This window comes from Enterobacter sp. UPMP701 (assembly GCF_053709515.1).
This window is the reverse complement of the sequence record NZ_JBSKJN010000009.1, coordinates 152727-177614: the sequence shown is the minus strand read 5'-3', so window position 1 is coordinate 177614 and position 24888 is coordinate 152727. Positions and strand designations below refer to the sequence as shown.

26 protein-coding genes are annotated in these 24888 nt (G+C 56.5%); 5 read left to right on the top strand and 21 right to left on the bottom strand.

What is annotated here, in order from left to right; translation table 11 throughout:
* Positions 1–63: 63 nt before the first annotated feature.
* The 10 genes from ACWKXT_RS18320 to hpaG all read right to left on the bottom strand — a co-directional run bounded on the left by ACWKXT_RS18320 (position 64) and on the right by hpaG (position 10266).
* Positions 64–576 (bottom strand): 4-hydroxyphenylacetate 3-monooxygenase reductase subunit, encoded by a 513-nt coding sequence (locus ACWKXT_RS18320; protein WP_454528433.1) that lies wholly within the window; start codon positions 574–576, stop codon positions 64–66.
* Positions 577–593: 17 nt separating this feature from the next.
* The gene (hpaB, locus tag ACWKXT_RS18315) at positions 594–2156 is read right to left on the bottom strand and encodes a 4-hydroxyphenylacetate 3-monooxygenase, oxygenase component (protein WP_010427196.1); all 1563 of its coding nucleotides are present in this window, start codon (positions 2154–2156) and stop codon (positions 594–596) included.
* 184 nt (positions 2157–2340) lie between these two features.
* Complete coding sequence (hpaA, locus tag ACWKXT_RS18310; RefSeq protein WP_454533075.1) at positions 2341–3267, bottom strand: 4-hydroxyphenylacetate catabolism regulatory protein HpaA; 927 nt, start codon at positions 3265–3267, stop codon at positions 2341–2343.
* Complete coding sequence (hpaX, locus tag ACWKXT_RS18305; RefSeq protein WP_454533074.1) at positions 3239–4585, bottom strand: 4-hydroxyphenylacetate permease; 1347 nt, start codon at positions 4583–4585, stop codon at positions 3239–3241. Before hpaX ends, hpaA begins: the two co-directional genes overlap by 29 nt.
* Before the next feature lie 21 nt (positions 4586–4606).
* Positions 4607–5404, bottom strand: coding sequence for a 4-hydroxy-2-oxoheptanedioate aldolase (gene hpaI / locus ACWKXT_RS18300; RefSeq protein WP_454533073.1), 798 nt, complete (start codon positions 5402–5404; stop codon positions 4607–4609).
* Positions 5405–5413: 9 nt separating this feature from the next.
* On the bottom strand, positions 5414–6217 hold the full coding sequence (gene hpaH / locus ACWKXT_RS18295; RefSeq protein WP_454533072.1) for a 2-oxo-hept-4-ene-1,7-dioate hydratase: 804 nt from the start codon (positions 6215–6217) through the stop codon (positions 5414–5416).
* 64 nt (positions 6218–6281) lie between these two features.
* Positions 6282–6662: a 5-carboxymethyl-2-hydroxymuconate Delta-isomerase gene (locus tag ACWKXT_RS18290; RefSeq protein WP_454533071.1), complete on the bottom strand. Its 381-nt coding sequence runs from the start codon at positions 6660–6662 to the stop codon at positions 6282–6284.
* A gap of 9 nt (positions 6663–6671) precedes the next feature.
* Complete coding sequence (gene hpaD / locus ACWKXT_RS18285) at positions 6672–7523, bottom strand: 3,4-dihydroxyphenylacetate 2,3-dioxygenase (protein ID WP_032661486.1); 852 nt, start codon at positions 7521–7523, stop codon at positions 6672–6674.
* A gap of 2 nt (positions 7524–7525) precedes the next feature.
* Positions 7526–8992, bottom strand: a complete 1467-nt coding sequence (hpaE, locus tag ACWKXT_RS18280; protein ID WP_454533070.1) for a 5-carboxymethyl-2-hydroxymuconate semialdehyde dehydrogenase — start codon at positions 8990–8992, stop codon at positions 7526–7528.
* Complete coding sequence (gene hpaG, locus ACWKXT_RS18275; protein WP_454533069.1) at positions 8989–10266, bottom strand: 4-hydroxyphenylacetate degradation bifunctional isomerase/decarboxylase; 1278 nt, start codon at positions 10264–10266, stop codon at positions 8989–8991. Before hpaG ends, hpaE begins: the two co-directional genes overlap by 4 nt.
* Before the next feature lie 272 nt (positions 10267–10538).
* Between hpaG and hpaR the strand changes: the two genes are divergently transcribed.
* The gene (hpaR, locus tag ACWKXT_RS18270) at positions 10539–10979 is read left to right on the top strand and encodes a homoprotocatechuate degradation operon regulator HpaR (RefSeq protein ID WP_454528425.1); all 441 of its coding nucleotides are present in this window, start codon (positions 10539–10541) and stop codon (positions 10977–10979) included.
* An 83-nt stretch (positions 10980–11062) separates the two neighbouring features.
* A complete protein-coding gene (gene tsr, locus ACWKXT_RS18265; protein WP_454533068.1) occupies positions 11063–12727 on the top strand; it encodes a methyl-accepting chemotaxis protein in 1665 nt (554 codons plus the stop codon).
* A 100-nt stretch (positions 12728–12827) separates the two neighbouring features.
* Here the strand turns inward: tsr and ACWKXT_RS18260 are convergent, their stop codons facing one another.
* The 10 genes from ACWKXT_RS18260 to ACWKXT_RS18215 form a co-directional block, all read right to left on the bottom strand.
* Complete coding sequence (locus ACWKXT_RS18260) at positions 12828–13343, bottom strand: GNAT family N-acetyltransferase (RefSeq protein WP_454533067.1); 516 nt, start codon at positions 13341–13343, stop codon at positions 12828–12830.
* On the bottom strand, positions 13343–15634 hold the full coding sequence (gene opgB / locus ACWKXT_RS18255; RefSeq protein WP_454533066.1) for a phosphatidylglycerol--membrane-oligosaccharide glycerophosphotransferase: 2292 nt from the start codon (positions 15632–15634) through the stop codon (positions 13343–13345). Before opgB ends, ACWKXT_RS18260 begins: the two co-directional genes overlap by 1 nt.
* A gap of 270 nt (positions 15635–15904) precedes the next feature.
* A complete protein-coding gene (locus ACWKXT_RS18250) occupies positions 15905–16387 on the bottom strand; it encodes a DUF2501 domain-containing protein (RefSeq protein WP_454528421.1) in 483 nt (160 codons plus the stop codon).
* Positions 16388–16471: 84 nt separating this feature from the next.
* Positions 16472–17209 carry a DNA replication protein DnaC gene (gene dnaC, locus ACWKXT_RS18245; RefSeq protein WP_454533065.1) on the bottom strand — a complete coding sequence of 246 codons (738 nt, stop codon included), beginning with the start codon at positions 17207–17209 and terminating at the stop codon, positions 16472–16474.
* Positions 17206–17751: a primosomal protein DnaT gene (gene dnaT / locus ACWKXT_RS18240; protein ID WP_454528419.1), complete on the bottom strand. Its 546-nt coding sequence runs from the start codon at positions 17749–17751 to the stop codon at positions 17206–17208. The genes dnaC and dnaT overlap by 4 nt, the downstream gene beginning before the upstream one ends.
* Positions 17752–17899: 148 nt before the next feature.
* The gene (locus ACWKXT_RS18235) at positions 17900–18328 is read right to left on the bottom strand and encodes an organic hydroperoxide resistance protein (protein WP_080328953.1); all 429 of its coding nucleotides are present in this window, start codon (positions 18326–18328) and stop codon (positions 17900–17902) included.
* Between the two features lie 84 nt (positions 18329–18412).
* Positions 18413–18865 (bottom strand): MarR family winged helix-turn-helix transcriptional regulator, encoded by a 453-nt coding sequence (locus tag ACWKXT_RS18230; RefSeq protein WP_454533064.1) that lies wholly within the window; start codon positions 18863–18865, stop codon positions 18413–18415.
* Positions 18866–18906: 41 nt separating this feature from the next.
* Positions 18907–19548: a TetR family transcriptional regulator gene (locus tag ACWKXT_RS18225; protein WP_454533063.1), complete on the bottom strand. Its 642-nt coding sequence runs from the start codon at positions 19546–19548 to the stop codon at positions 18907–18909.
* Between the two features lie 67 nt (positions 19549–19615).
* Positions 19616–20089 carry a threonine/serine exporter gene (locus ACWKXT_RS18220; protein WP_080328956.1) on the bottom strand — a complete coding sequence of 158 codons (474 nt, stop codon included), beginning with the start codon at positions 20087–20089 and terminating at the stop codon, positions 19616–19618.
* Positions 20080–20856, bottom strand: a complete 777-nt coding sequence (locus ACWKXT_RS18215) for a threonine/serine exporter family protein (protein WP_218728464.1) — start codon at positions 20854–20856, stop codon at positions 20080–20082. The genes ACWKXT_RS18220 and ACWKXT_RS18215 overlap by 10 nt, the downstream gene beginning before the upstream one ends.
* Positions 20857–21267: 411 nt before the next feature.
* Here ACWKXT_RS18215 and ACWKXT_RS18210 point away from each other — a divergent pair, with 411 nt between their 5' ends.
* Positions 21268–22008, top strand: coding sequence for a helix-turn-helix transcriptional regulator (locus tag ACWKXT_RS18210; RefSeq protein ID WP_454533062.1), 741 nt, complete (start codon positions 21268–21270; stop codon positions 22006–22008).
* Positions 22005–22640 (top strand): DNA-binding transcriptional activator BglJ, encoded by a 636-nt coding sequence (gene bglJ / locus ACWKXT_RS18205; protein ID WP_454528449.1) that lies wholly within the window; start codon positions 22005–22007, stop codon positions 22638–22640. Before ACWKXT_RS18210 ends, bglJ begins: the two co-directional genes overlap by 4 nt.
* A 36-nt stretch (positions 22641–22676) precedes the next feature.
* Here bglJ and ACWKXT_RS18200 read toward each other — a convergent pair whose 3' ends face one another.
* Positions 22677–23135, bottom strand: coding sequence for a YbaK/EbsC family protein (locus ACWKXT_RS18200; RefSeq protein WP_080328960.1), 459 nt, complete (start codon positions 23133–23135; stop codon positions 22677–22679).
* Positions 23136–23463: 328 nt separating this feature from the next.
* On the opposite strand from ACWKXT_RS18200, the gene ACWKXT_RS18195 reads away from it, so the two are divergent.
* Positions 23464–24810: a PTS sugar transporter subunit IIC gene (locus tag ACWKXT_RS18195; RefSeq protein WP_454528414.1), complete on the top strand. Its 1347-nt coding sequence runs from the start codon at positions 23464–23466 to the stop codon at positions 24808–24810.
* Positions 24811–24888 lie beyond the last annotated feature (78 nt).

Genomic DNA, 24888 nt, shown 5'->3' with positions numbered 1-24888 from the left:
CGGAAACCTTAGGAGTTTTTGCAGAAAGCGGCGCTGGCCGGAACAGGCCAGCGCGGGAGGGCGTTAAACGGCAGCTTCAAGCTCCATCATGACCGGGTGGAAACGGCGTTTGAAGTAGATCAGGCCGTGTCCTGCGTCACTTAGAATAATATTTTTCACTTCGACAAGATAAACCAGATGCGTGCCGATGGTTTGTACCTGGCTAATCTCGCCTTCGAGGCTCGCCAGCGCGCCTTTCAGCACCGGCTGCCCCAGCGGGCCTTTCTGCCAGCAGGAGAGGGCAAAGCGCTCCTCCATTGCCATCCCCGTCATCCCGGCGAAGTGGCGGGCCATGATCTCCTGCTCGTGGTTCAGCACGTTAACGCACAGTTTGCCGTTGCCCTGGAATACCGGGTTCATGGCGCTGTTGGCGTTGATGCACACCATCACCGACGGTGGGGTGTCCGTCACCGAACAGACGGCGGTGGCGGTAATGCCGCAGCGGCCCGACTCGCCCTCGGTGGTGACCACATTGACCGCCGCCGACAGGCTGCTCATTGCGTCGCGAAAACGCAGGCGTTGTTCATCTGAATGCATTGCAACCTCCCGCTGCGCTATTTCAGCAGCTTGTCCAGCATGTTGATATCGGTGTTGTTGTGCAGGTGCGGTACCGTCCAGCCGTGCTGGTCGTACTCGGACATGCAGCGGTCGACCATTGCCATCATCTTGTCCATATTCCCGGAGCTTTGCGCCTGGCGCAGGCACTGCAGGCGGATCTCATCCTGGCTGCCGGAGTAGTTGATTTCGTACAGCTCGTGACGGCCGCCAAACTCGCTGCCGATGGCGTCCCACATCAGTTTCAGAATCTTGATGCGTTCAACGTGATCCATGCCGTTGGAGCCGCGCACGTATTTCGCCAGATACTGATCGATCTGCGGGTTGTTCAGATCCCGGGCGCTGGACGGCAGGTAGATCAGGCCGGACGTCACGTTACGTTCGATGATGTTTTTGATCTTCGCGTAGGCCATCGGGGCCATGACGCGGTAGGTCTGCAGCGCGGCGTGATCCGGCAGATATGCGCCATTCACCCACGGCGTGGCTTCGGAGCACATGGAGTCGCTCAGCGCCCAGAACATGTTGCGCCAGGCCACCACTTCGCCGAGATCCGCCTGCACGCCGCGGAACTCCAGGGTACCGGTGCATTCCAGGGATTTCTTCAGCAGGGCGGTGATGAAGTCGAGCTTCACCGCCAGGCGCACGCAGGCCTGCAGCGGGTACATGCGGGCGAAGCCACCCTCCATCGTCCAGCGACGGCAGCGGTCGAAATCGCGGTAGATCAGCACGTTTTCCCACGGGATCAGCACGTGATCCATCACCAGGATCGCGTCGTTCTCGTCGAAGCGGCTGGAGAGCGGGTAGTCATACGGGGAGCCGGTGGCACCAGCCACCATCTCGTAAGAGGCGCGGGAGATCAGCTTCACGCCTTCGGCATCCATCGGCGCGACGAACATCAGCGCGAAGTCCGGGTTTTCGCCCATTACCTGCGCGGAGCCGAAGCCGATCATGTTGTAGTGAGTCAGCGCCGAGTTGGTTGCCACCACTTTCGCGCCGCTGACGATAATCCCGGCGTCGGTCTCTTTCTCCAGCTTGATGTAAACGTCCTTCACCTCGTCCGCCGGTTTATGGCGATCGATCGGTGGGTTAACGATGGCGTGGTTGAAGTACAGGCCGGTCTCCTGAATACGGGTGTACCAGTTGCGGGCGTTCTGCTCGAACTGGCCGTAGAAGGCCGGGTTAGCGCCGAGCGCACAGCCGAACGCGGCCTTGTAGTCCGGTGTGCGGCCCATCCAGCCGTAGCTCAGGCGCGACCACTCGGCGATGGCATCGCGCTGCTGGCGCAGGTCGTCGGCGCTTTTCGCCACGCGGAAGAATTTATGGGTGTAGCCGCCGCTGCCGGTGTCGGTGCCCCAGCACAGCGTGTCCTGCATGTCCGGCTTGTGAAGCGCGTCGTACATTTGTGCGATAGAGGCCGCCGCGTTGCGGAATGCCGGATGGGTGGTGACGTCTTTGACGCGCTCGCCGTAGATGTAAATCTCACGACCGTCCTGCAGGCTTTTTAAATACTCTTCACCGGTTAACGGACGTTTGGCATCAGCGCGGAAATCTTCAGGCTTCATAGGGACCTCGTATCGGAAGATGATTGTTAAATTTATGTTTTGTTTTTGTTGTTTAATTGAAGCCTGAGAGGGGCGGAACGTGAAGGGACGATTGGGACAACGGCAGGTACTTTTCGGGCCGGATTGGGATTTGTGATCGTTGTCCCCTCACCCTAACCCTCTCCCCATAGGGGAGAGGGAACAATTACACCTTCTCCCCTATGGAGAGAGGGCCGGGGTGAGGGGAAACCGGTACTTTCTGCGCCCGATACGCGCTCGGTGAGCACCCCACTAAGCGGTTAAAAAACCGCGCAAAATAGGCCGGATCCTTAAACCCCAGCTGCCAGGCAATTTCGCTCACCGCGCTGTCGGAGAAGAGCAGCAGCCGCCTGGCTTCCCGCAGCTGGCGGTCGAAGATCAGCCGCTTCGGCGGGCGGTTGGCGAAGCGGCGGCAGATATCGGTCAGGCGGGATTCGGTCAGGTGCAGTTCGCTGGCGTACTCCGGTACCGTCCAGTGCTCATGGTAATGAATGTCAATCATCTGATTGAAGCGCTGGAACAGCTTCAGCTCGCCGCGCATACCGCCCGAAGCGTGGTCGTCGAGCTTTGCGTTTCGCAGCAGCAGGGTAAACACTGCCTGCGCCAGCAGAACCAGCGTGTGTTCCCGCCCCGGCAGCTGTTCCGTGGATTCCCGGGCAATCAGCTGCCAGTAGTGCTTCAGCGCCGCCAGCTCGTCCGGCCTGTCGGCCAGCGAGAGGCAGATCCCCGGCAGGCCGAACGCTTCCCGCGTGCCGGGGTAGAGCACCTCCAGCAGCGGCCAGATCAGATCCTCGCGTACCGTCAGCACGTGGCCGTCGCTGTCGGATTCGGTGATAAACGCGTGCGGCACCGACGGCGGCGTGAGGACGAACAGCGGGGCCTGCACCGAGTAGCGGTGATCGTCGAGCTGGAGCTCAATCTGTCCGGTATCGAGAAAGTGCATCTGAAAATACTGGTCGTGGCGGTGCGCCTGCATGTCGCGGCCAAAAAAGGCCGCCATGCGGGCAAACGACTGGTAGTGCACATCGTCGGTGCCCAGACTTTCGTCGTACTCCTTGCTGATATCAATGTTGGCGATGGGGCTCTGGCACATGATCGTTCCTCTGTTGATCCCGCTGCGTCATCGGAATGCGCGTCAGCACCAGCGCGCCGACCACCAGCAGCCCGGCCACAAACCACAGTCCGGAGCTGAAGCTGCCGGTCGCGTCGCGCAGGATCCCAATCAGCAATGGGCTGACGGCGGATCCGACGTTGCCGATGGCGTTGATCACCGCCAGCGCCACCGCGCGGGATTGCAGGCTAATAACCTGGTCCGGCGTGGTCCAGAATATCGCCATGGCGGTAAACGATCCGGTTGAGGCCATGATGATGCCAAGCAGCTGGATCAGGCTGTGATCGGTGGCTGAGGCCAGCATCCATCCCGCCGCGGCAAACAGGTACGGCAGGATGGTGTGCTTTTTTCGCTCTTTCAGCCTGTCGGAGCGTCGGCTCCACCAGATCATCCCGAGGATGGTACAAAACTGCGGGATCGCCGCCAGCAGGCCGATGACGATATTGCTGCTCCCCGTGTTAAAGCTTTGCAGGATCTGCGGCGTCCAGATGTTGATGGCGCTCAGCGTGTTGGTCAGGCAGAAGTAGGCCAGCGTGTAGAGCAGCACCGCCGGAGTCAGCACTTCGCGCAGCGTCGAACGCGGCGTGACGGATTGGGCAATGGCGACCTCCTGCTCGCGGGCGATCATCGCTTTCAGCGCCTGCTTTTCGTCATCGTCCAGCCAGGTGGCCTGATCCGGCGTGTCGTTGAGGTAAAACCAGGTCACCACGCCGAGCACCACTGACGGCAGCCCTTCCAGCAGGAACAGCCACTGCCAGCCTTTCAGGTTCCACAGCCCGTCCATCGCCAGAATATAGCCGGAGAGGATCGAGCCGAGCATCATGGTCACCGGCATGGCGATCATAAACAGCGCGTTAGCGCGGGCGCGGTGATAGGCCGGGAACCACCAGGTGAGATAGACCAGAATGCCCGGCAGGAAGCCCGCTTCGGCAATGCCCACCAGCATGCGCAGCACGTAGAGCGTTTCCGGGCTGGTGGCGAACATGGTGCAGGTGGAGGCGATGCCCCACACCACCATGATCCCGGCGATCCACCGGCGCGCGCCGATCTTCGCCAGCATGATGTTGCTCGGGATCCCGCACAGCACGTAAGTAACGTAAAACAGCGTCGCGGCCAGGCCAAACATGGTCGACGTAAGGCCCAGATCTTTGCCCATCGTCAGCCCGGCAAAGCCGATGTTAATGCGATCGAGAAACGAGAAAACAAACAGGATAAAGAGAAACACGATCAAACGACGGAACAGCTTGTTGATCGCGCGATGTTCTATAGCTTTCTTATCTTGCAGGGTAGAGGTCGTCATGCTGCGCTCCAGATCTTACGTTTAGTAGACGGATTTATTGTTATTCACTGACGTAACCGGTTTTTCGATAAAGCGCGCCGCCAGCGCTTCGGCGCTGCGGGCGAGCAGGGTGGTATCAACGCCGACGGCAACAAACAGCGCGCCGAGTTCCAGGTAGCGTTTCGCCAGCTGCTCGTTCGTCATCAGGATGCCGGGTGCTTTATCGGCGGCGCGTATCTGCGCGATCGCCTGCTCGATGGCGGCCTGCACTTCCGGGTGCTGCGGGTTGCCGGCAAAGCCCATGTCGGCGCTCAGATCCGCCGGGCCGATAAACACGCCGTCGACGCCTTCCACGTCCAGGATCTGCGGCAGATTTTTCAGCGCCTCGCGGGTTTCGATTTGTACCAGCACGCACATGGCGTCGTTAGCCTGCTGGAGGTAATCCGGGATGCGGTTCCAGCGCGAGGCGCGCGCCAGGGCGCTGCCGACGCCGCGAATGCCTGCGGGCGGGTAGCGTGTGGCACTCACCGCCAGCCGCGCTTCGTCGGCGTTTTGCACCATCGGCACCAGCAGGGTTTGCGCGCCCACGTCCAGCAGCTGTTTGATCTGCACCGGGTCGTTCCACGACGGGCGTACTACCGGCTGGCTGGGATAAGGCGCGATGGCCTGTAATTGGGTTAACACGGTTTGTACATTATTCGGCGCGTGCTCGCCGTCGATCAGCAGCCAGTCGAACCCCGCGCCTGCTAACAGTTCAGCGCTGTAGCTGCTGGTCAGACCCAGCCATAACCCGATTTGCGGACGGCCCGCCTGCAGCGCCGCTTTGAATGCGTTTTGCATGGTGGCCTCCTAAACAAAGCGGCAGCTGATGGAGCCCATGCTGCCGTAGTCGACGTGGAAGGTGTCGCCTCTGCTGGCGGGCACCGGGCGGGTAAATGAGCCGCCGAGGATGATCTGGCCGGGCTCAAGCTGCACGTCGTACGGCGCAAGCTTGTTCGCCAGCCACGCCACGCCGTTCGCCGGGTGGTTAAGCACGCCTGCGGCAACGCCGGTTTCTTCGATCACGCCGTTGCGGTAGAGCAGGGCGGAGATCCAGCGCAGATCCAGCTCGTCGGGCTTAATCGGACGGCCGCCGAGGATCACCCCGGCGTTGGCGGCGTTATCGGAGATGGTGTCGAACACCTTGCGCGGGCGCTGGGTTTCCGGGTCAACGTTGTGGCAGCGGGCGTCGATCAGCTCCAGGGCGGGGATGACGTAATCCGTGGCGTTGTAGACGTCGAAGATCGTGCAGTTCGGGCCGCGCAGCGGTTTTGCCAGCACGAAGGCCAGCTCCACTTCGATACGCGGGACGATGAAGCGATCGACGGGGATATCGCTGCCGTCGTGGAAGAACATGTCGTCCAGCAGCGCGCCGTAGTCTGGCTCGCTGATCTGCGAGCTGGCCTGCATCGCTTTCGAGGTGAGGCCAATCTTGTGGCCCTTCAGCACGCGGCCTTCGGCAATTTTCAGGTTCACCCATTCGCGCTGTACGGCGTAGGCATCTTCAATCGTTATCTCCGGGTACTCCAGCGAGATCGCGCGGATCTGCTCCCGGGATTGTTCCGCCTGATGCAGGCGGTGGGCGATCAGGGTATGGGTGTGTTTGTCGAGCATGGCGATATCCTGTTTTATGTTTTTTCTCCCTCTCCCCGTGGGAGAGGGGACAGACCGTGCGGTATTACTTAAACAATGCGTGCACGTTGTTCTGTTTGTAATTGAGCGTCGGGTGCAGTTCGTCGAGCTCAAACGACAGCGCCAGGTAGCGGCTCGCCATCAGTTCCGCAAAGTGCGTTTTGATCAGCGCAAACAGCATCTCCCCCACGGCTTCCCGGCTTTCCAGGCTGCGCCCGGCACCAATCTTCAGCGTCATATGCACAAAGGCGTAATCGTGCTTTCCGTCGGCCATCTGCCAGGTGTCCAGCCAGTGGGCGCGGCTGCGGATGCCGCCGATGGGGAAAATGCCCGTAGCGGCGAGCGCCTCGTTCACTTTGGCGAACAGCCCCGGCAGGTCGGCCTGCTCGCGGATGTTGTCGGTACATTCAGCAATAAAGTGCGGCATGGTGGCTCCTTACGCGGGCAGCGGGAAAACGGCGTTAACCTGGCCGGTGCCGGAGCTGGCGAACAGCTCGGTGAGAAACTCCACCTTGCCGTCGTATTTGTCCCAGCCGAGCATCCCCAGCAGCATCACCGTATCGTGCATGTTGCCCTCGCCGTAGCAGTAGTCAGCGTACTCCGGCAGCATGCTGCAAAACTCTTTGAACTGGCCCTCGCGCCACAGCTTCACTACCCGCTCGTCCATCTGGCGATCAAACTCGCGGGTGTAGCTGTTCATCCCTTCCTCCGCGCGCTGGTCGTCGATAAAGCGGTGCGACAGCGAGCCGCTGGCGAGCACCGCCACGGTACCGTCGTATTTTTCGATGGCGCTGATGATGGCTTCCCCCAGCCTGCGGCTGTCGGCGAAGTCATGAACCGTGCAGAACGCCGAGATGGAGACCACTTTGAAGTGCTTATCCGCATTCATGTAGCGCATCGGCACCAGCGTGCCGTACTCCAGCTTGAGGCTCGGGATGTTGTGCGCCTTGGCGCGCACGCCGAGCTTCACCGCCTCATCGGCAATCAGCTGGCCGAGTTCCGGGTTGCCGTCGTAGTCGTAGGTCATGTCGCGGATAAAGTGCGGCAGCTCGTTGCTGGTGTAGACGCCTGAAAAATGGTCCGCACAGTTAATGTGATACGCGCTGTTCACCAGCCAGTGGGTATCGAACACGATGATGGTGTCCACGCCCAGCTCGCGGCAGCGCTTGCTGATCTCTTTATGCCCGTCGATGGCCGACTGGCGGCAGCCGTGGTTTTTCCCCGGCAGCTCGGAGAGGTACATCGACGGGACGTGGGTGATTTTTGCCGCTAACGCTAATTTACCCATGGTCAGATCCCCCACTTTGGAATCGGATGGTCGCCCATGGAGATACAGACGTTCTTCATCTCCGCGAACACTTCAAAGCTGTACTCGCCGCCCTCGCGGCCGGTGCCGGAGGCCTTCACGCCGCCAAACGGCTGGCGCAGGTCACGCACGTTCTGGGTATTGACGAACACCATGCCCGCTTCGATGCTTCGCGCCAGGCGCAGCACTTTGCTGACGTCCTGGGTCCAGATGTACGATGCCAGGCCGTACTCCACGTCGTTCGCCAGGCGCAGGCCTTCCGCTTCGTCCTTAAACGGCAGCAGGCAGGCCACCGGCCCGAAGATCTCCTCCTGCGCCACGCGCATGCGGTTGTCGACGTCCGCCAGCACGGTTGGTCGCAGGAAGTTGCCGCCCTTCAGGTGCGCAGGCAGATCGGTTGGTTTGTCCGGGCCGCCCGCCAGCAGGGTCGCGCCTTCTTCAATGCCGAGGCGGATGTAGCCGGAGACTTTTTCCCAGTGTGGCTTGCTGATGAGCGCGCCAATCTGGGTATTCGGATCGGTCGGGTCGCCTACGCGCAGGCGGTTGGCGCGCTCGGCAAAGCGCTTGACGAATTCCGGGTAGATGCTCTGCTGGATAAAGATGCGCGAGCCGGCGGTGCAGCGTTCGCCGTTGATGGAGAAGATGGTGAACAGGGCGGCGTCCAGCGCGCGCTCGATGTCGGCATCTTCAAAAATCAATACCGGAGATTTGCCGCCCAGCTCCATGGAGTATTTCTTCAGCCCGGCGTTTTTCATGATGTTGCGCCCGGTGGCGGTGCCGCCGGTGAAGGAGACGGCGCGCACGTCGTGATGGCGCACCAGCGCGTCACCTGCCGTGGCGCCATAGCCTTGTACCACGTTGAGCACGCCCGCCGGAATGCCCGCCTCCAGCGCCAGCTCGCCCAGACGGTCGGCGGTCAGCGGCGAGAGTTCAGACATCTTAAGCACCGCCGTGTTACCCAGCGCCAGACAAGGCGCGACCTTCCAGGTGGCGGTCATGAACGGCACATTCCACGGCGACACCAGCGCGCAGACGCCCACCGGCTGCACCAGGGTGTAATTGAGCATCTTGTCGTCGACCGGGTAGGTTTTGCCGTTCATCTGCTGGCACACCTCGGCGAAGAACTCGAAGTTGTGCGAGGCGCGCGGAATGAGCACGTTTTTGGTCTGGTGGATCGGCAGGCCGGTGTCGGCGGTCTCCATGGCGGCGATCCCGGGCACGTTCTGGTCGATCAGGTCGCCCAAGCGACGCATCAGGCGCGCGCGCTCCTTCATCGGCAGGTTAGCCCATTTCGGGAAGGCCTCTTTGGCTGCCGCCACGGCCTGATGGATTTCGGCTTCACCGCCGGAGGCGACTTCCGCTAATACCTCGCCGGAGGCAGGGTTGGTGGTGTGGAAGTACTCGCTTCCGGCGACGTTTTTACCGTTGATCCAATGGTTAATTTTTTTCATTTTGCAGTCTCCTCGCTGACAATCCGGTTCACCAGGCGCCCCACGCCCTCTACTTCCACCACCACTTCGTCCCCAGGCACCACGTTGGACAGCCCTTTCGGCGTGCCGGTGGCAATCATGTCGCCCGGCTGCAGGGTCATAAAGTCGCTCAGGTACGCAATCAGGAACGGAATGCTGAAGATCAGATCCGCCGTGGTGCCTTCCTGACGCAGTTCGCCGTTAACGTAGGTGCGAAGACGAAGGTTGTGCGGGTCAGGGATGGCTTCTTTTGGCACGATGTTCGGGCTGATGGGGGTCAGCCCGTCGCGGCTTTTCACCCGCAGGTTCGGGCGGTAGTAATTTTCGAGATAGTCGCGGATGGCGTAGTCGTTGCAGACCGTATAGCCCGCAACATACTCCATCGCTTCGGCTTCGCTGACTTTACGCGCGGTTTTACCGATGACCACCACCAGCTCCGCTTCGTAATGCATGTAGTCGATATTGTTTGGACGCACCGACGTCTGGTTATCGCCGTTGAAGGTGTTTGGCGCTTTGATAAACACCAGTGGCTCGGTGGGCGGCTTGAAGTCCAGCTCGCTGGCGTGATCGGCATAGTTCAGACCGAGGGCAAACAGCGTGGCGTGCGGCGGCGTGCTGTGAGCAAGAGTGACGTTGTGCTCATCCACCACCGGGTTTTCCAGCGGCGGGAAACCTGCCGCCAGAATACGTACGCGATCGCCCGGTCGGATCTCCACGCGGTTTTGCGGTGTGCCAAGCAGGATCGCATCGCCAGGATTGAGGGTGGCGAATTCGCTCAGGGCGCTCAGCAGTTCGGCGGCGTTGCGCTGAAGATCGGCGGTGTTCCAGTGATCCGCTTCGCGGCCGTTGATCTCGGTGATGATGGTCAGGTTATCCACGTTATCCACGCTCACCAGCTCGCCGAGCGGGCAAAATCCGTCCCGGCATTTAGCCTTGATGGCCGGGCGGTAGAAGCTCTCTTCCGGCAGGCTCACTTCGTTGGCCAGCGCGTATCCCGCGATGTACGTTGCGGCGTACTCCACGCGCACCTTGCTGGCGGTTTTGCCCACCACCAGCGCCACCGTCGCGCCGCTCAGCACTGTTTCCCCCTGCGGGAAGGGGATCGGTTCGCCCGCGCGAATTACCGTGTTGTGCGGCTTGATAAACCACACCGGCGTTTTTGGCGGCGTGTTGTAAGGGGCTTTTTCAAACGCCTCAGCCCAGGCTTCTCGCTGGCTCTGGTGGTTCAGCGCGACGGCAAAAACGGTACCTTTCATTCACATACTCCTCACCCCGGTGATCCGGGTTATGATATTCATTAATATGTTAATGATCTGGTTTTATGCTTTTGCTGTTTATTTCGCAATCAGAAGTGAAGAATTTGTGATATGAATAACAATAAATTTACATATTGTTTTTTATTTCTATGTAAATCATTCGGTTAATAAAACTGAATGGTTTCTGTTAGACTTTTTGACGGAAAACATGTTGTTTATAAAAACATCTTTCAGTGATTGTTTACTTATTAATGATGTAAAGGGGAGAGGCTATGCATGATTCATTAACCATCGCGCTGCTGCAGGCGCGGGAAGCGGCGATGTCCTACTTCCGTCCGATTGTGAAGCGGCATAACCTCACCGAGCAGCAGTGGCGCATCGTGCGCGTGCTGGCTGAACATCCGTCGATGGATTTTCACGATCTGGCGTTTCGCACCTGCATTTTGCGCCCGAGCCTGACCGGCATTCTGACGCGCATGGAGCGCGACGGTCTTGTGTTGCGCTTAAAGCCGGTGAACGACCAGCGCAAGCTGTACGTGTCGCTGACCAAAGAGGGGAATGCGCTGTACGCGCATGCTCAGGCGCAGGTGGAAGAGGCGTATCAGCAGATTGAGGCGGAATACACCCCGGAGAAGATGAAACAGCTGACGACGCTGCTGGAAGAGTTTATTGAACTCGGAAACCGGCATAACGCAGCGCGGGAAGAAGAGTAAAAACCACAAATTCCAGGATGATTTTCGTAAAGTTTTCCCTTTCCAGGCCGAAAATTCTGTATCTGTCTGAGGAAAGAGAAAACATGTTAAACCGTATCAAGATTGTCACCAGTTTAATGCTGGTTTTAGCGATATTTGGCCTTTTACAACTCACATCCGGTGGTCTTTTCTTTAATGCTCTGAAGAATGACAAAGAGAATTTCACCGTCCTGCAAACCATTCGTCAGCAACAATCCACCCTTAACGGGAGTTGGGTTGCGCTGCTGCAAACCCGTAATACCCTGAACCGTGCGGGCATCCGCTACATGATGGACCAGAGCAATATCGGCAGCGGCGCGACCGTTAACGATCTGATGCAAATTGCGTCTGCGTCTCTGAAACAGGCGGAAAAAAACTGGGCTGACTATGAAGCCCTGCCGCGCGACCCGCGTCAAAGCGACGCCGCTGCGCTGGAAATCAAACGTAACTACGATATCTACCACGGTGCGCTGGCTGAGCTGATTCAGCTGCTGGGGGCGGGCAAAATCAACGCCTTCTTCGACCAGCCAACCCAGAGTTACCAGGATGGATTCGAGAAGCAGTACGTGAGCTACCTGCAGCAGAACGACAAGTTGTACCAGATGGCAGTTGAAGACAGCAACAGCTCTTACACTCAGGCTATCTGGGTGCTGATCGGCGTGCTGATTGCCGTGCTGGTGGTGATTGTGGCCGTCTGGCTGGGCATCAAGCAGGCGCTGATCTCTCCGCTGACGCGTCTCATCGACAACATTCGCCATATCGCCAGCGGCGACCTGGTGAAGCGTATTGAGGTGCAGGGCTCCAACGAGATGGGCGAACTGGCCGACTCGCTGCGTCATATGCAGGGCGAGCTGGTGCGTACCGTGGGCGACGTGCGTAACGGCGCGAACGCTATCTACAGCGGTGCAAGCGAAATCGCGATGGGCAATAACGACCTCTCTTCCCGTACTGAACAGCAGGCCGCTTCCCTGGAAGAGACCGCTGCCAGCATGGAGCAGCTGACGGCGACCGTTAAGCAGAACGCCGAGAACGCCCGTCAGGCGAGCCACCTGGCGCTGAGCGCGTCTGAGACCGCGCAGAAAGGCGGCAAAGTGGTGGATAACGTGGTGCAAACCATGCGTGACATCGCGGGCAGTTCGCAGAAAATTGCCGATATTATCAGCGTAATCGACGGCATTGCCTTCCAGACCAATATCCTGGCGCTGAACGCAGCGGTAGAAGCGGCGCGTGCGGGCGAGCAGGGACGTGGTTTTGCGGTGGTGGCCGGTGAAGTGCGTAACCTTGCACAGCGCAGCGCCCAGGCCGCGCGTGAGATCAAGAGCCTGATTGAAGACTCCGTGGGTCGTGTGGAAGTGGGCTCAACGCTGGTAGAAAGCGCCGGTGAAACCATGGGCGAAATCGTGAATGCGGTGACCCGCGTGACCGATATCATGGGCGAGATTGCGTCTGCGTCTGACGAGCAGAGCCGCGGTATCGACCAGGTGGGTCTGGCGGTTGCTGAGATGGACCGCGTGACCCAGCAGAACGCCTCGCTGGTTGAGGAATCTGCTGCGGCAGCGGCGGCGCTGGAAGAGCAGGCGAGCCGTCTGACTCAGGCCGTGGCGGTGTTCCGCATTCAGCAGGAGCAGATGAAGGCGCGCGAGTTCGCTTCCGCGAAAAGCGTTGCCGCGCCGGTGATGTCGCGTAAAGCGGCAACGGCAGACGCGGGCGATAACTGGGAAACGTTCTGATCCTGCGCGTTGTGCCGGGTGGCGGCTACGCCTTACCCGGCCTACGGAATGACGATGTACGGTTTCGTAGGCCCGGTAAGCGTAGCGTCACCGGGCAATATTACAGAGGCAGGCGCATGGCGCAGCGCGATTCATACGCTAAACCGTGCGCCGTCTCTTCTTCGCGTTTTTCACGCAATTCAGGCGTCAGCGTCGTCATCATTTCAAACCCCAACCGCGCATAGAATGGCGCATTCCACGGCACGTCCCGGAACGTCGTCAACGTCAGCGACGTCAGCCCTATTTGGCGGGCATGGTCAGCCGCACAGGCAATGAGCTGCCGACCGATTCCTTTTCCCTGCCAGTCCAGAGCAACCGAGATCTCCACAATAAACAGCGACGCAGCGTGTGCTTCTGTGAGGATAAACCCCACGGGACGGTCGTTCGCCAGCGCCAGCCAGCTTCGCCCCCGTTCGGCATAGTCGAGATGCTGTTCAGCGGAAATGACCTCGCCATCGGCAAGCCAGGCAAGGTCAGGGTAGTCACGAAAACGCTCGCCCGCCGCGCGCTCTATGGCGGGCAGGGCGGCAACGTCGTTGGAACGAGTGCGCCGAACGGAGAGGTTAAGAGTGACCATTAGCCTGCACGACTCACGATTTTAATTTCGACCATGCCAATGCCGAGTTCGCGCGGTGAATGGCCGAGAATATTCCCTTCATTGGTCGACTGCGGATCCGGCGGCACAATGACCAGAGTATTGCTGCGCGATGGATTCTCAAAATGCAGCGTGTGCGTGCTTACGTCGTTTCCGAGCGTCAGCGTCTGCTCTTGATCGCCCACGCGCACCGGTACGGGTTTATTCGCGTTAGGCCCGAATGCTCTGGCCGTGATCACCAGATCAAATTGTTCCGGCAGCGGATGGGTGTACTCAATTTTTACCTCGTTGCCCAGCTGCGCGTTCGACCAGCGTCCCCAGGACTCCGGACGGGAGATGCCGCTAAACTGCTTCACCTCTTCGGGCGCGCCGGCCACGTTAAAGATAAAGCTATCCGCTTTATAGCGGATGTCGTTATCGACGATTTTCAACATGTCGACATTCCGCTGATAGCGCGCGGTATCAATTACCGTATCTTTAAATGCGGTTTTGCCTTTCCATTGGGCTTTATCCACATGCTGCACGGTTTGCTCCCCGCCAAGCTGGCCCTGGGAGACGCACCAGTCGGTAGAAAGCGCCAGCGGCTGGGACCAGAGCTGGCCCATTTTGTAACACCGGTCAATCCAGACGAAGTTATCGCGAGGGGCGAAATCGGCCAGCTGGAAACGCAGCGGCGCGGAATACTCGCTTTCCGGCAGCGGCTCGATGCGACTATCCGACACACGCACCAGCAGCGGCAGACGGAAATTGCTGCCGGAGAAGGCGATGGTGTTTTTATCCCGATCGACGGTGAAGTCTTTCATCTCTTTCGGGAAATTCCACAGGCGGATGATATCGGGCTTCCAGGCGAGAATTTTTTCCTTCATGTTGAGGAACACTTCCGACAGGGATTGCCCCGACAGCGTGCTGCGGCCCAGGCCAATAAAGTTGTCGCCCCCCAGAATGTCCAGCACGGTTGCACCGTTATCCATGGAGTTGCGTTTGGTGGCGATGAGCTCCTGCTGCGGCTGGTCGCCGCGCAGCACGAAGAACAGGTTACTGCGATCCTGCTTGTTGAGCTGGTCCCATGCGCTATTTTTCATTGCCAGATGATCGGACGAGACCACGATGACGGTGTTTTTAAACCAGGGTGAGGCTTTGATTTTCTCGACCAGCGCGGCAATGTGCTCCTGGCTACAGGTCACGGCGCTGAAAGATTTGTTGTTTTTGCCTTCAACGTCATAGCTTTTGCGTTTGCAGGTGCGCGAGACGAACCCGTCGGGATGGTGAGTATCCACCGTCAGCGTAAAAAGCGAGAAGCGTTTGCCCGCACGGGAAAGTTCCTCGAATTTCTTCCAGGTTTCGTCCAGAACCGTATCGTCATAGAAGCCCCAGTCGTTGCGGTAGTGAGGATCGGCAACCGTCGTTTTTAACTCTTCTGAGCCATACAGGTGGTCAAAACCGTGGGATTTCAGAAACACATCTTTTCCGGCAAAGCGCAGATTAGCCCCCTGCACAAAATAGTTTTCGTAGCCGGAGTTTTTCAGAATATCGCCGAGGCAAATATTCTGTGGGAAGAACGTCGACATCGAGGCTGAGGCGTTACCTTCGAAAGGCGCGAACAGCGGGATACCACACTGGGAGGCAACCATCCCGGCGATGGTGTAATCCGTGCCGGGTAATTGCATGGTGTGGCTGAAATCGAGACCTTCGTTTTTCAGCGCGCCCAGCTCCGGCGTCAGGTTCGGGAAGGCATCGTTATCAAAATAGGTGCGTTCCAGGCTTTCACCGTAGATATAAACCAGGTTGAGTTTCGGGTTGGCGATCGTTTTCGACGGCTCTTTGTAGTAGGCCACAAAGTCCGGATCGCCGTCGCGCGACTGGGATTTCACCAGCTCGGTGATCTGATGAAACGCCGGGCTGGCGTCGACGGAGGCCAGCGCCAGGAACAGTGCCAGCAGGCTGTAACCATGATGGTGCGGAAGATGGCGACGGCGGCGCAGCACCCAGGCGAGCGCGCCAAAAATCGTCACCAGCGCGACGATGAGACCGAGCCCCGGAAGGATGTACTTGCCCACACCCGCGCCCGTGAGGCTGTTCGTCAGGGTGTAGAGCACCGCATCGTTAATGCCGTCACCGGTAAAGTAATCGCTGGCGTATAAGGTAATGTTTAAAATAATAAAAATGCCGAGCACTACCAGCGTGGCGACAAACCACCAGGTGTGACGACCGGCTTTCCAGGCATAAACGCCGACAGAAGCCAGAAAAAGGATAAGAGAGATGAATTCTGACAACAGCATATCCTCATGAGGCCAGGTGCTTCGCTGGCTAACTGTTTATTTTTTGGTAAGACAATGTAATGGCGATGTCGTTTAGCTGCAATTTTAGTGTCACGAAAGTGTGCTGTTGTTAGGATTTGGTTTAGAAAATCGTTTTTATGAAGGAGGTCGCATCCTGACAAACGGGCTTTTAGACGGTGGCAGGTAGGAAAAACGCTCGTTTAACGCCGCGTTGCAAGACTATCGCATTAAACGCGGCGTGTTGTGGCAGAAAATGGGGGGAGATCAGGAGATGAATTTAACGCCTTGTTTCAGCACCAGATCGCAGGCTTTGGTTTTCACCTGTTTTGCCAGAGCGGAGTTGCCGAGGGTGCTCAGGTTAAGCTGCTGGCCGTTTTGCGCATTAAGCAGGCCCTGAATGCCGTCCATATAGCTGGTATCCGCTTTTTGTTCCTGGGTATCCAGACCCAGTTTACCCAGCACCTGGTTTTTCACGTTTTGCGCGTCGGTCACCGAGGCCAGCTTTTGCTTCGCGCAATATTCCAGAATCCCCGCCGCGTTGTTCATCGTACCCGCGCTCAGGCTCTGGGAGCTGTTGCTCAGCAGGCTGGTGAGAGAAGAGGCGGAGAGGCCACCCTGAGAGCCGCTGCTCTCTTTGGTCAGCTCATTTGCTGCGCTTGACAGGGACTCCTGCCAGGAGGCCGCCTGCGCTGCGCCGGTAATCAGCAGCGCGCCTAAAAAGGTGCTGATAAGAATCTGTTTTTTCATCATGGCTTTCTCAAAAAGGTCCGTTTCGGGGCGGAAAGGGGTCCAGTATATATCACCACCCCAGCGGCGATCCCTGGAACTGTCTTAATACTCTTTGCCGGTAACGCGGCTACGGTAACTGTCCCAGTCAAAAATGACGTACAGACTGTTGCCCAGCTTCATGCGGTCCATGACGCGTTCCCCCAGCAGGCGGGTCATCTCGTCGATATTGTGGTTCGTCAGCATGCCGGTGGGGCGTTTGGACGAGGATCGGCGATCGACAATCTGGTTGATGATCACTTTTTCATAGCGGGATTCTGTCTGAACGCCAATCTCGTCGATGACCAGTAAATCGACATTGCTCAGATCGTTAAGCAGCTGCTCTTCGCTGGTTTCGCGGTTGCTGAAGGTGTCTTTCATGGCAGACATGATATCGGCCACGGTGATGATCAGAACCGATTTACCGCGCAGAAGCAGTTCATTGCAGATGGCCGCCGCAAGGTGGTTTTTTCCGGTGCCCGGCTTGCCGCTAAAAATGAAGCTGGCGATATTGCCGTCGAATTCATCCACATACTGACGTGCGGCGGCGAGCGCGTGCATCTGCCCGGTGGTCTCAACTTTGTAGTTATCAAATGAGCAGTTCTGATGCAGGGGACGAATACCGGAGCGGTTAAAAGTGCGCTGCATTTTCATCGCCCGATTTTCGCGGGCGAGCGCGGCGGCACGAATTTCACCTTGTTCTTTTTGCCACGCCAGCAGTTCTTCACCCGTAGTGAAAGCGGGTTTCACGTTGGCAGGCATCATTTTTTGCAGACGTTTCATCAGGTCGCCGACGTTCTTCATTTCGCACCTCGGAATCCACTCGGGATCTGTTTATCCGGTTCTGAAAAAGCGTTGATATCGCGTTTGGGCTGGCCATTGTTGCTGGCGCGGGTAATTTGAAGATGTCGCGCGAGCTTTTGCTGCCACTGAATATGGGTGAACACTTTGCCTTCCGCCTGCCACCAGGCGATAAACGCGGCCAGCTCTTCCGCCGTAGCCGGCTGGGTTAACGCAATGCCCCACAGCGCCGCCTGCCGCTGGAAATCCGCATCCGGCTGCCAGCCCGCGTACAGGACAAATTTGCCCATCGGAACGGTCAGCGGGGTATTAACCGGTTCTTCAAAGAACTGGTTATCCAGCGTGACGTCGCTTGCAGGGCGTGACAATTGTGCTTCGATCTCCAGAAGCTGCGCCAGACGTTCCGGTGTGATTGCGTAAAACGCCGGCGCGTTGTCGGCAAAAACCGCAACCGTGCCGCCTTCGGCGTGGGTCAACACACCGCGTGGGTCGCGCATAAAGGCATCAATGCCAGCAATGCTGGTGGTCAGAATTCTGGAGGACATAACGCTTACTCAACTGATTACTACGGGCGTGATATGGGCTTATGGTAGCACAGAGAGAGGAAAGGGAAGGAGGGGATTTCCCCGGTGGCGCTGCGCTTGCCGGGGATAGAGTCATAGGCCTGTAAAGCGCAGCGCCATCAGGCAGTTATCACGCGATGATATTCAGGGTCACGTCGATGTTGCCGCGGGTCGCGTTAGAGTACGGGCAGACGATATGTGCGGCATCCACCAGCTTTTTGGCTTCCGAAGGATCCATACCTTCAACGTGGATGTTCAGCTTCGCTTCGATACCAAAACCGGTTGGCAGCGGGCCAATACCCACTTCGCCTTCAATAAAGGCATCTTTAGGCAGGGTAAATTTATCGCGTGCTGCGACAAACTTCATCGCGCCCAGGAAGCAGGCAGAATAGCCCGCAGCAAACAGCTGCTCAGGGTTAGTGACTTCGCCCCCCATGCCGCCCATCTCTTTTGGCACACCCAGTTTAACGTCCAGAACACCATCGGAAGAGGTCGCGCGACCGTCACGGCCTCCGGTAGCTTTTGCTTTGGCGGTATAAACAACTTTTTCTAAAGACATGGCAGGTTCCTCATCTTACATTTATGTGTGCTATTAAATAGCGTGCGATGTATATAGGTAAATAAATACGCGTAAAGTATAGCCTCACGCGCGTTGAATCTGTTGGCGCAAAAGTTCCAGCTGATGCTTGAGTGACAGCATGGTCTCGGTATCACACTGGGCTGCACACCCTACCGCATGGGGGATCCCTGCGGCCTCATTCTGGAGGTGTCGTCCCGCATCGGTCAGCGTGACGGCGACCTGACGTTCATCTTTTCGCGAGCGGTGACGGTTGATCAACCCTGCACTTTCCAGACGCTTTAGAAGCGGCGTCAGCGTGGCGGAGTCCAGGAACAATCGTTCACCAATGTCCGACACCGTCACGTCATCCTGCTCCCACAGCACCAGCATCACCAGGTATTGTGGGTAAGTCAGGTTTAGCGGTGCCAGCAGTTGCCGGTACAGCTTATTAAGCGCCAGATTTGCCGAATAGAGGGCAAAGCAGAGCTGGTTATCCAGCTTGAGCGCAGCGGTCGTGTCGTTCGTTTTTGCGTTCATGAGATGAATATAGATAGTGCGCGATTTAATTGCAAGCAATTTTATGGGCAGGTGTAACGGAGCGCTACCTGAACGGCCATTTTGCGATAGTGCTGGCGCTGAGCCTGTTCGTCTGCACCGTCTTCAAACAGGAGCGTGAAGGTGTAGCTGTTGGCAACGTAGTGAAAGCTGAAGCTGCTTATCAGGCGGTGAAGATCGCGGGCGTCGACCGTCTGGCTGAACAGCTGTTTTTCTTTGCCCCGGCGCAGGATCCCTTCCAGCAGATCGAGCGCGCTGCGGTTGACCTGGCGCAGATAGCTTGACTGCTGCATAAAGCGGCCGCGCTGCATGTTTTCCATACAGATAATGCGGATGTAATCCGGGTGGTCGGCGTGATAGTCAAAGGTGGCTTCAACCAGGTGGACCAGCGCTTCAACGGGAGGCATATCCGTCAGGCTGAGCGCTTTTTCACTGGCGCGAATTTGGGTGTAAACATATTCCAGTACTAGGAGATAGAGATTCTCTTTGTTTTTAAAATGGTACACCACCATACGTTTGGTGGTGCCTGCTTTCTCGGCGATCTGCTCCATGCGGGCACCGTTCAGCCCATATTCGGCAAACAGCGCGATAGCGCTCTGAAAAATTTTCTCTTTCAGGCTGGATTCTTCACTGTGCTCGGGGTGTTCGCTGCCGGGGTTAGCCACATCCTTTCCTTATTTTCACCAAACGGACCAGAAAGATTATCTCCACGGCAGCGGAATAACACAAATATCAAACGCGCGGGCGTTTGCGGTACAGCCATAGCCCGGGGATAGACAGCCCGATAGAGAGCGCGCCGACGATGGACGACGCCTTAAGAAAGTTGCTCAGAAGAAGGATCATCTGCGGCTCGGTGTAGCCAAAATGGCTGATTTTTACCGCAGAAATCATCGCCGTATAAGCCGATATGCCGGGAAACATGGGGATCACGGCGGCGACGGTGAACACTTTCGGATGCGCCAGATACCAGCGTGACCACTGAATACCAATACTGCCGACCAGCATTGAGGCGATAAATGTCGACCATTCGATGTTAAAGCCCGCCGTCATCATCACCATTCGCGAGCCATGCCCAATCGCGCCCAACAGCGCACACCACGGGAGAGCACGTTGCGGAACGTTAAATACCATCGCAAAACCGACGGCAGGAATGGCGGCCAGAAGCATGTCCTGCAACAGCGCCAGCAGAAAATCTATTATGCCCATCCGCGTAACCCCCAGAGTGTCATTGCCATCACCACGCCGATGCAGGTCGCCAGCGTCAGCAGGCTGGCGATAGCCCAGCGCGCCAGCCCGGTATTGATGTGCCCTTTAAACATGTCGGCGACGGCGTTAATCAGCGGGAAGCCCGGCACCAGCAGAAGCACGCTGGCGGCCATGGCAATCGTCGGGGTTGCGGCAAACTGCGGCAGGCGCAGCAGCAGGCCAGACACCGTGGTGGCAACAAACGCCGTGATGCAGAAGTTAATTTGCGGATGCAGCTGCCGGTGCGTCAGCAACTGGCGAACATACATGGCGATGCTGCTGGCGAAAAAGGTGACGAGCGCACCGTCCCACCCGCCTTTATTGAGCTTGCAAAAACAGGCGCATGACAGCCCCACCATGAGCACGACAAGCCAGCGCGGATAACGTAATGGTTTGATCTGATTGAACCGTTTTTCAATTTCATGGAGATCGAGAAGCTTATGCTCAGCAAGAATAACGATGTGCTGCACTTCGGTCACCACGTGCATGTTAATGCCGCGGTCGTGGTTTTTACGGGTCGAGGTCAGACACTGACCGTCTTTAATGGTGGTCAGTACGATGGCGTTGGATGAGATAGCACTTTCAACGCTGTCCATACCCAGCGCCAGCCCCAGCCGGGTTGAAAGCTCCTCGACCAGCGCGCTTTCGGCGCCGTGCTGGAGCAGAAAAAGACCGCACTGAATACAGAGTCGCGTAATAGCGCGCTGCGTTGACCTGTCTGCCTGCATGTCGTGTCCTGAAAAGAAGGTAGATAGTTGCCGGTTGGCCCGTAACGCCTACTTTTAGCACAAAGTGCAGTGGCTCTTGCTGTGGGTCAGATCAAGGTTTGTGCAAACAGTTACCTCCCCGTATTGTGAAAGAAGTCCTGTTTTAATTTATCAATACAGTGAATTATTAATATGGAAATATAAAATATTTGTATTTAGTTATTCTAATTTTATTTTGTCGTTATTTTAATGCCTTAAGAATTAAATTTATTTGTCTTTTGTGAGATATTAGCGCTGGTTTAGGCATTTCTTAACCAAAGAACACATCTCATCTTCTGCTTGTACTAATTAGTTTTACACTCAGGGACGAAAATACTTATACATTGATGCGGTTAATGTTACGCATCAAATGAAAATGGACACGGAGGGTCTATGTTGTCATTGCATGGTAAGCATGGCGTTGTCATTAGCCGGATACCCGTCATGCAAAACGGGTTAGGGGGGATAATGACACGACATTTCCCCGATTTTGAATTGACCTATTGTCGCTCGTTGCAGGAATTAACCCTGCTTCAGTTACGCCGTGCAGACGTCATCATCGCTGATATTTCAGGTGAATACAGGAACCCGCGGGGCACGCTCGAAGAGTATTACAGCCTAATGAACCAGTACCGGGAAATTCACTGGATCTTTTTGGTCTCCCGGCCGTTTTATCCCATTGCTGTTGAGCTGCTTATGCGGCCGGAAAGCACGTTGCTTTCTGATATGGAGCCTATTGAAGGTGTGGTTAATGCTATCCGGGCCGGTAGCGAGCGGGCAGAGCGGATAAGCCAGACCTTATTAACGCCGCCAGAACCTCAGCATATAGAGGATGACGAGGAACAATTTATTGCGCTCACGCACTCTGAACGCAAGGTGCTTCGTCTGTTGGGCAAAGGTTGGGGTATTAACCAAATCGCCACATTGCTGAAGAAGAGCAATAAAACGATCAGTGCGCAGAAAAACAGTGCGATGCGACGGCTGTCATTACGGAGTAATGCCGATATGTATGCCTGGATCAATAGTACACAGGGAATGAGAGAGCTGAGTTTAATGTCAGCCTATGGAGAGTTCGAGGAATGGAAAAAACCGATTCAACAAGACACATCGCCATCATCGAAAATTGCACGATGAGTGCTGTCGGGCTGCAACATCTTTTTACGCAGCCCGAACTTAGCCAATATCAGTTGCACTTGTTTAATGATTTTGATGGCTTTAAGCACGCATTGCATCACGTTAATTTTTTCTCGCTGCTTTATTCGCTTTCCGATGCGCGAGAAGAACGTCGTAACTGCCTGGCGCATCTGCGGGATCTCGCGTTTACACATAGCCATATTCAGCGCATTATCCTGGTATCGGATGAGATGGAGGCGCGGTTGATTAGCCATCTTTCGCCTTCACGTCTTCACGGTGTGGTCAGTAAATCGGTGACACTTGACCACCTGTTGAAGGAATTTGTGATGTTGTTAAGCGAAACGCAACGCATTAATGACAATATGCTGAATCATTGGTACTGCAGTCAGAACCGAATGTTAAGCCCAACGGAAAGGGCTATTTTGCGTTATATGTCATGCGGATATTCTATCCCTGAAATCGCAGAGCAGCTTGAGCGTAATATCAAGACTATCCGCGCGCATAAGTTTAATGCGATGGTAAAACTGGGAGTGAATTCTGACGTAGGGCTTCTTGATGCGGCGGATATTCTTACGCATCTCCCGGTGAGGGAACCGCGAGCTACGGGGCCAGGCAAACCGACATTTTTATAACCTGCCTTTTGCGCCAGATACGTTCTGGCGCACCAATCAGATACAAACATCAACCCATTTTGCGGATGTCAGCTCTGCCATTCTATCTGGAGAAATACGCACGGCACTGTGGATGGCACCTGCAGCGGGAAGCACTTCAGCGTACTGTTTTAAAGAGATATCGCAGTAAACCGACAGCGGGTTTTCCAGCCCGAAAGGGCAGACGCCACCAACCGGATGACCGGTAACGGTGACCACTTCATCACTGCTGAGCATGCGGGCTTTCGCGCCAAACGTGTCTTTCAGCTTTTTGTTATCGAGACGCGCATCACCCTTCGCCACGACCAGAATCACCTCATTTTTAACCTTTAACGATAAGGTTTTGGCAATTTGTCCCGGCTCTACGCGGTGGGCGGCTGCAGCCAGCGCAACGGTCGCGGTACTCTGGCTAAGTTCTATAACCTCTATCTCCGGCGCGTTGTCGGCAAAAAACTGCTGTACAGACTGCAAACTCATTGTTTCCTCCTGACAAATATCCTGCGTAATCTGTCATAAGAATTTATGCTCTGTAAATATCTCTTAAGTAACAAATATCCAGGATGGCTGATTTCTGGATCCTCTTCACAATCACAGAAACCGGTTACAGTAACCGGTTGCAGAGCGTGATGCGTCGATTAATACTGAGTACGTAACGTCCCCTGTATCCAATAATAAGAGCCAATTATGAAACCATTCTGTCTGAGCAGTACCGCTGGAACGCAAGCCAGCAAGGTTGTGAAGCTGATTTATGGAACAACGTGCGGCGCGAGTGCGCCAGTAAGAAACGTCTGACAGGAGAGCAACCATGTCTGCCAACCATGCTGCGTTTAATCTGATATTCCGTTTCGTTGAAAATTACGTGAGCCCGATTGCCGGGCGGATCTCTTCCCAGCGTCATGTGATGGCTATCCGTGATGGGTTTATTTCCGCGATGCCGTTTATGATTGTGGGTTCATTTTTATTAGTGTTTGCCTACCCGCCATTTTCGCCTGACACCACCTGGGGCTTCGCACGCGCCTGGCTGGATATGGCGAAACAATTCGAAGGCCAGATCCTGACGCCGTTTGATATGACCATGGGGATTATGTCCATTTATATCTGTGCGGCCATTGCCTATAACCTTGGCAAACACTATGTGAAAACGCATCAGCTGGATCCATTCATGTGCGCCATGCTGTCGTTGATGGCGTTTCTGCTGGTTGCGGCCCCTAAAACCAAAGGCACGCTTCCCGTCGACAGCCTGGGCGGGACCGGTATTTTTACCGCGATTCTGGTAGCGATTTACTGCGTTGAGATGATGCGTTTCCTGAAAGCGCATAACATCGGTATTCGCCTGCCAGACCAGGTGCCGCCGATGATCAAAAACTCCTTTGATCTGCTGATCCCGGTGCTGGTGGTGGTGTTAACGCTCTATCCGCTGAGCCTGTTTATTCAGTCTCAGTTTGGCATGCTGATCCCGCAGGCGATTATGTCGATCTTCAAACCTCTGGTTTCAGCGGCTGACTCGCTGCCTGCGATTCTGCTGGCAGTGCTGATTGGCCACCTGCTGTGGTTCGCCGGGATCCACGGTGCGGCTATTGTCTCCGGGATGCTGCAGATGTTCTGGCTGACTAACCTCGGGGCGAACCAGACCGCGCTGGCCGCCGGTCAGCCTCTGCCACATATCTTTATGGAAGCCTTCTGGACGTTCTTCATTGTAATTGGCGGGTCAGGAGCGACGATGGGGCTGGTGATTTGCTATCTGCGCAGCCGTTCAGCGCACTTACGCTCTATCGGCCGATTGAGCGTGGTGCCAAGCTTCTTCAACATCAATGAACCCGTTATCTTCGGTACGCCGATTGTGATGAACCCGGTGTTCTTTATTCCGTTCCTGCTGGCCCCGATGGTTAACGCCGTGCTGGCCTGGGCGGCGATGACGTTTGATCTGATTGGTCGTGTTATCTCAGTGGTTCCCTGGACGGCACCGGCGCCGATAGGCGCGGCATGGGCTCTGGGCTGGGATTTCCGCGCGGCGATTCTGGTTGTGGTTCTGGCCTGCGTGTCGGCAATTATCTACTTCCCGTTCTTTAAGGTGTATGAGAAACAGCTGCTGGAGCAGGAAGCGGAAGAAGCGCAGCGTAATGCGGAAGAGGACAATCAGCAGGTGGCCTAGGTAAAAGCAAAACGGCAACTTTCAGGTTGCCGTTTTTAGTGTTTGTTCCCTCTCCATTAAGGGAGAGGGTCAGGGTGA

What these genes read in the sequence shown, in the direction of transcription:
- ACWKXT_RS18320 (WP_454528433.1), bottom strand. Translation starts at nt 576, where the DNA reads ATGCATTCAGATGAACAACGCCTGCGTTTTCGCGACGCAATGAGCAGC.
- hpaB (WP_010427196.1), bottom strand. Translation starts at nt 2,156, where the DNA reads ATGAAGCCTGAAGATTTCCGCGCTGATGCCAAACGTCCGTTAACCGGT.
- hpaA (WP_454533075.1), bottom strand. Translation starts at nt 3,267, where the DNA reads ATGTGCCAGAGCCCCATCGCCAACATTGATATCAGCAAGGAGTACGAC.
- hpaX (WP_454533074.1), bottom strand. Translation starts at nt 4,585, where the DNA reads ATGACGACCTCTACCCTGCAAGATAAGAAAGCTATAGAACATCGCGCG.
- hpaI (WP_454533073.1), bottom strand. Translation starts at nt 5,404, where the DNA reads ATGCAAAACGCATTCAAAGCGGCGCTGCAGGCGGGCCGTCCGCAAATC.
- hpaH (WP_454533072.1), bottom strand. Translation starts at nt 6,217, where the DNA reads ATGCTCGACAAACACACCCATACCCTGATCGCCCACCGCCTGCATCAG.
- ACWKXT_RS18290 (WP_454533071.1), bottom strand. Translation starts at nt 6,662, where the DNA reads ATGCCGCACTTTATTGCTGAATGTACCGACAACATCCGCGAGCAGGCC.
- hpaD (WP_032661486.1), bottom strand. Translation starts at nt 7,523, where the DNA reads ATGGGTAAATTAGCGTTAGCGGCAAAAATCACCCACGTCCCGTCGATG.
- hpaE (WP_454533070.1), bottom strand. Translation starts at nt 8,992, where the DNA reads ATGAAAAAAATTAACCATTGGATCAACGGTAAAAACGTCGCCGGAAGC.
- hpaG (WP_454533069.1), bottom strand. Translation starts at nt 10,266, where the DNA reads ATGAAAGGTACCGTTTTTGCCGTCGCGCTGAACCACCAGAGCCAGCGA.
- hpaR (WP_454528425.1), top strand. Translation starts at nt 10,539, where the DNA reads ATGCATGATTCATTAACCATCGCGCTGCTGCAGGCGCGGGAAGCGGCG.
- tsr (WP_454533068.1), top strand. Translation starts at nt 11,063, where the DNA reads ATGTTAAACCGTATCAAGATTGTCACCAGTTTAATGCTGGTTTTAGCG.
- ACWKXT_RS18260 (WP_454533067.1), bottom strand. Translation starts at nt 13,343, where the DNA reads ATGGTCACTCTTAACCTCTCCGTTCGGCGCACTCGTTCCAACGACGTT.
- ACWKXT_RS18250 (WP_454528421.1), bottom strand. Translation starts at nt 16,387, where the DNA reads ATGAAAAAACAGATTCTTATCAGCACCTTTTTAGGCGCGCTGCTGATT.
- dnaC (WP_454533065.1), bottom strand. Translation starts at nt 17,209, where the DNA reads ATGAAGAACGTCGGCGACCTGATGAAACGTCTGCAAAAAATGATGCCT.
- dnaT (WP_454528419.1), bottom strand. Translation starts at nt 17,751, where the DNA reads ATGTCCTCCAGAATTCTGACCACCAGCATTGCTGGCATTGATGCCTTT.
- ACWKXT_RS18235 (WP_080328953.1), bottom strand. Translation starts at nt 18,328, where the DNA reads ATGTCTTTAGAAAAAGTTGTTTATACCGCCAAAGCAAAAGCTACCGGA.
- ACWKXT_RS18230 (WP_454533064.1), bottom strand. Translation starts at nt 18,865, where the DNA reads ATGAACGCAAAAACGAACGACACGACCGCTGCGCTCAAGCTGGATAAC.
- ACWKXT_RS18220 (WP_080328956.1), bottom strand. Translation starts at nt 20,089, where the DNA reads ATGGGCATAATAGATTTTCTGCTGGCGCTGTTGCAGGACATGCTTCTG.
- ACWKXT_RS18215 (WP_218728464.1), bottom strand. Translation starts at nt 20,856, where the DNA reads ATGCAGGCAGACAGGTCAACGCAGCGCGCTATTACGCGACTCTGTATT.
- ACWKXT_RS18210 (WP_454533062.1), top strand. Translation starts at nt 21,268, where the DNA reads ATGTTGTCATTGCATGGTAAGCATGGCGTTGTCATTAGCCGGATACCC.
- bglJ (WP_454528449.1), top strand. Translation starts at nt 22,005, where the DNA reads ATGAGTGCTGTCGGGCTGCAACATCTTTTTACGCAGCCCGAACTTAGC.
- ACWKXT_RS18200 (WP_080328960.1), bottom strand. Translation starts at nt 23,135, where the DNA reads ATGAGTTTGCAGTCTGTACAGCAGTTTTTTGCCGACAACGCGCCGGAG.
- ACWKXT_RS18195 (WP_454528414.1), top strand. Translation starts at nt 23,464, where the DNA reads ATGTCTGCCAACCATGCTGCGTTTAATCTGATATTCCGTTTCGTTGAA.